This window comes from Dyadobacter crusticola DSM 16708 (genome assembly GCF_000701505.1).
GTDB lineage: Bacteria > Bacteroidota > Bacteroidia > Cytophagales > Spirosomataceae > Dyadobacter > Dyadobacter crusticola.
This window is the reverse complement of sequence record NZ_JNJB01000034.1, coordinates 1-4637: the sequence shown is the minus strand read 5'-3', so window position 1 is coordinate 4637 and position 4637 is coordinate 1. Positions and strand designations below refer to the sequence as shown.

The 4637-nt window shown below is 37.1% G+C and carries 4 protein-coding genes; all 4 read right to left on the bottom strand.

What is annotated here, in order from left to right:
* A partial coding sequence (locus Q369_RS0121925; protein ID WP_031529881.1) for a transposase occupies window positions 1-244 on the bottom strand: 244 nt, incomplete at its 3' end.
* Between the two features lie 56 nt (window positions 245-300).
* Window positions 301-489, bottom strand: a complete 189-nt coding sequence (locus tag Q369_RS29110; protein WP_157488279.1) for a hypothetical protein — start codon at window positions 487-489, stop codon at window positions 301-303.
* A 320-nt stretch (window positions 490-809) separates the two neighbouring features.
* Complete coding sequence (locus Q369_RS0121915) at window positions 810-4370, bottom strand: YobI family P-loop NTPase (protein WP_031529879.1); 3561 nt, start codon at window positions 4368-4370, stop codon at window positions 810-812.
* A 30-nt stretch (window positions 4371-4400) separates the two neighbouring features.
* Window positions 4401-4637, bottom strand: a 237-nt coding sequence (locus Q369_RS0121910) for an integrase core domain-containing protein (RefSeq protein WP_031529878.1), incomplete at its 5' end; no start/stop codon positions are given.

Below are 4637 nucleotides of genomic sequence, written 5' to 3'. Positions count from 1 at the left end.
CTTTAAGTATTTGATTATCCAGGCTCAGATCAGCAAACATCTTTTTCAAGCGTGAATTTTCTTCCTCTAAATCTTTCAGGCGTTTAACGTCAGAAGCTTCCATGCCGCCATACCGGCTCTTCCAATTGTAAAAAGTGGCTTCGGAAATGCCATTCTGCCTGCAAATCTCCTTGGTTGGAATGCCAGCTTCCTGTTGTTTGAGGATCGAAACGATCTGTGTCTCGGTGAATTTGGTCTTTTTCATCAGTTTAAAATTAAGGTTTAATCTCTAATTTCAAACTGTCTGTGGGTTAGGGATACTTACACCAGATCGTGGATCATTTTGAGGGATTGGGATAATTCCCGACAGCCCTGACAATCGACGATATACAGAAAATCTGCCTGCCGTTGCGTCAGCGGAGCGCCGACATCTAATGCGTGACGTGCATCATTCGTTGCGTTGACTGAATTTGCATTCGAGTCGATTCCTTTACCATCTGAAGTTTGCATTGGCAATGGTTTTTGGGTGAATAAATAAGGAGAGGTCACCGCAAACTTCAACGAAGAAACACTTCGGCCAGGTTTCGGGACTTGCACCCGTATGCCTCTCCAAGGCCATTTTGGCCTGGCTATTCTAATAAAATTCATAAAGTGTTTCTAAAAAGTTTGCGGGGCAAATATAGGGGAATATTCTGATCTGCAACAGGTACTTTGAGGAGCGCTGTTGTAAGCCGCTGATCAGCTATCAACCGCGAACGTCGCAGACGTAGACATCTAAACGATCGAATACAATATTAGGGCTTTGATATAGTATTACAGAACAGTTCAAATCAATTTGCACTACTTCTAAATGTTGAAATTCTTATTTTACCCTTTTCTTCCACCGCCCGTTTGATATGCCCATAATTAACTAACTTATTTGCAAGATCCCAATTTATCTGAACAGCTGAAAGCATTGGTCTTTTCCCTAATATTGCTATCTCGGAGTAAGGAACCGGCAAGGCACGTAGAGCACTTGAAACCTCTTCTTTTGTCATTAACTCGATTTTTTTAACTAGTAACTGTATCTTTTGCTCAGTAGAGAGACTCGCCAATAATATGTGAATTATTGTATTCTTGGAAATTACTAGCTGATCGCTGGCAATAGCCAAAGTACCAACAACCCTGGTGATTCGAGGACTGCCGATAATCAAAGGCTCACCAACATGACTGATCAAAGAGCTTTTTTCTTGATAATTTAAAACAGTGGAGGATAATAGACTGAACACCTCTGGTTCTTCAATAACATAATCGGCGATCTTTTCAATAAAAGCTTGGTGCTTTTGTTCGGCTAATACTAAATGCAAGCCATTGAAGTCAGAGCGAAGCAAATCATAGTTATCCACAGACAGTCCAAGCTTCTGCTTTTGTATTAGCACCGCAACCTTTTCCTTTGATAGTTCGCCAAAAGATAGAGAATCGTAGTAGTATGGTACAGATTTCAATATCACTTCATAGCATGTGTTGGAGATATTTTCCTCTAAAATTAAACTCCTAATAAATTTATTTACCGTTGCCAAGTCTGGCACAGGGTTCTCTATATTGATCTTCATTGCGGAAAGAGCCTGTGCATTTGCTTCAAAGTTTATAAATTCGATGATATAATCGTCGAATACATCATCTGCCTCGTGGTAATAGTGAATAAGGTTCTGCCATGTGGGAACAAGACGTGATGCTTCTAACAGATATTGGACGATCTCCGTATTTTTGACGTTTTTGATATCAATAACTTTTGTTGAGACTTTCTCTACTATTTCCTTTTTCTTATCGCTCGATAACTTATCTTCATTCAGTAAAACAAGCAAGGCAGCTTCATCTTCTGCAACATTATCTTCCAAAGGCAAATACACGTTAGTGATATAGTCGTCCATGGCCTGTCTTATATAGCTCTTCAGCGGTTCACATCCTGACTCAGTTATGGCATAAAAATTCCTAGTATTGAAATCATTTTCCTCATACCTACCATATTGCTTGATTACTACTCTAATCGTGGGATCGGTTAGTAAGTAGTGCTGGTGTTCGTACACGAACTTTGCCAAGTCAACCGGTGCTTTGGCAAAGTTCAACTGGACGAATTTTATTTGAAGAGTGTTGATTATTTGCTTCAGCTTATCGCTATTCACCGCAATATTCAAAAAATCTTCCATTGAAGATATCTCGCTTTTAAGCTTTGACCTACTCGCAATCGACTTAATATCATCAATCTCAGAGTATTCTAGCACTAGCCTAAGATAAACCTGTAGTCTTTCTCTCGTGAAATTAGATCGCTGTGAAACGAACTGCCAAATATTCGGCCAAACTTTGGTAATCATATTAATAAAAATATTAACATTTTTTCCAGAATCAATAAATCCATTTATAAATGAAATGGAAGTTTCAGATTCGTCTTTTAGAATATTAAACACGGCTGTCTCTTGATTCTTATAATTGGCGTTACAAAGTAGTTCATCTACAAGGTTGTAGTTTAAAATATAGTTCTGAGCAAAATCGATTGAATCGATCTTCGGAATAAGTTTATTAATCTTGTTAAGTTTATAATCAAATTCACTCTTGATCTGAGCCTTCACATTCAATAAAAACTCTCGATCTTCTTTGGTAATACTGCCTTCGTAAAAAATTGATATATAATCTAAATAATCCTCGTCAATATATGAATTCCGAAGTAGGATGTTTACCAATTGCAGCTGTTTCTTATTTTCAAGATCCATTTTGCATCCACCCAATGCAATTATATCTTTGATTTTATAGTGCCTAATCTTTACTTTTTGATTTTCTAACTCAGTCATTTTACTTTTAAGTTCCTCTGTCTTTTCAGCGCCCCAATCATTGATCATTTTAACACGATTCGCGTAAGTGCGCTTCGAGTCAACCTCCGCTTCGATATCTGTGAACTTTATTGAAACTGGATTATTCGTCTGATAATAATTGCCGTTGTAATTGTGAATGAATGTATTGTAGTTGAATTTGTTTTTTACAAGATGTTGGAAATTTTCGTCTGATGTCACCTCGGAAAAATTGTAACTAGTTCCGTTCATTATAAAACTGGAAATGTTTGATAGCTTCTCTATGTACTTATATATATATATCCTTCTTAACTCCTGAACGTCAACAATAAGCATGGCATCCAGTTCTTCAACTTTTGTACGCAATATTTGAAGTTGATCGTCTATTTCCTCCAATTTTTCTTTGACAAATTCATCTTTTTTATTAAACACATTAAACAGTTTACCATCCCCGTTGCTCAGATCGACAAAATCGTTAGGATAAATATTCTTATATACCATCATCGCCAGTAACTTATTTGGGTTGAGATTGCCGAGCTTTCTATGATATATAAAGTATTCATTTGTAATATTATATAACAACCTCATATCATCAATAAAAAGAGAAATATTCTCAATAAGCGCTGGGTCAATTTTGTAGTTGTTTTTTATGACAATCTCTCTCAATTTCTCAATGGAATTTGAAGAATTGATGACTGGGATCACGGGAATGATAAAATCAAAAAATTTAGTCCTATCCTTATCTTTGAATATGTCATCTCGTACTGCATATATAAATACAATCTCGCGTTTGATCTTCTCTGTATAATTGATCAACTGATTGAGCTCTCTTAATTTGGTGAATATCTCTGTCTGTTCAAAGCGATCAAGATCTTCGATCACTACGACCGTGTACTTTGTGACTTCAAAGAAATAGAGAATTTCATCCAAGTGGTTATTCAGTATTGACTTACTGATACTATCACTTATCGCAATTTCGGCATCTTGAATATTAAGCTTATTAATAGTAATGCCACTAATAGTTCGTATGGACTTGAAGATTATATAGAAATAACCTATTAGGACAATACTTGCACTCGCTAAGTTCGAGATAGTCTTGATAAGTGAGCCAGCAGTGTACCCAAGCAAGTTTTCGAAAAAATCTTTATTGAATAGATGGATGGTCGCAATCGCAAGGATAAACACACCTGCAGACATAAGCCACAGATGTTTTCGTTTAAAGCTCTTAATTTTTTTAAATCTAGAATCAGGTATTTTGTGATCTTCCTCATGATAGAAGATCTGCTGAAGGATACTTAGTTCAATCAATCTTAGGAGTTCCGATCCTTTTGCTGAGTCTTGGTTTTCCGTCTCCTCTTTAAATGTAGCCAGCGAGATGTTGAGGAAACATAAATCTGGGTTAGTATTATGGGATTGAAAGGTCTTAAGAATACTACTCTTACCAGATCCATATGGGCCTGTCAAAGCAATATTTTTAATGTCAGCTGTCTTTCTGTTTGTAAGTGCCCAACTGAGAGCGCCAGCATATTCTCCCTGTGGATCGGCGTCTCTGAAATACTCCCGTTTCACTGGACAGCCAGCGGTTACAATTAAGTTTAATTAGGATGCTCTGGCGTTGGTTTCAAAAAATAGATCATTTGGAATATACCCGGTTCCGGTGTGTTTACGTCGACGGTTGTAAAATTCTACATATGCCTTTATTCCCCGATACAGATCCATCCCACCATTCGGAGGGTTTAAATACACATATTCCTGTTTGAGTGATCTCCAAAATCGTTCGATAAAGACATTGTCTAGTGCCCTTCCTTTTCCGTCCATGGAAATCTGTATCCCCTT

Excerpts from the sequence above, each read along its gene's own strand:
- Q369_RS29110 (WP_157488279.1), bottom strand. The coding sequence starts at position 489 with ATGCAAACTTCAGATGGTAAAGGAATCGACTCGAATGCAAATTCAGTC.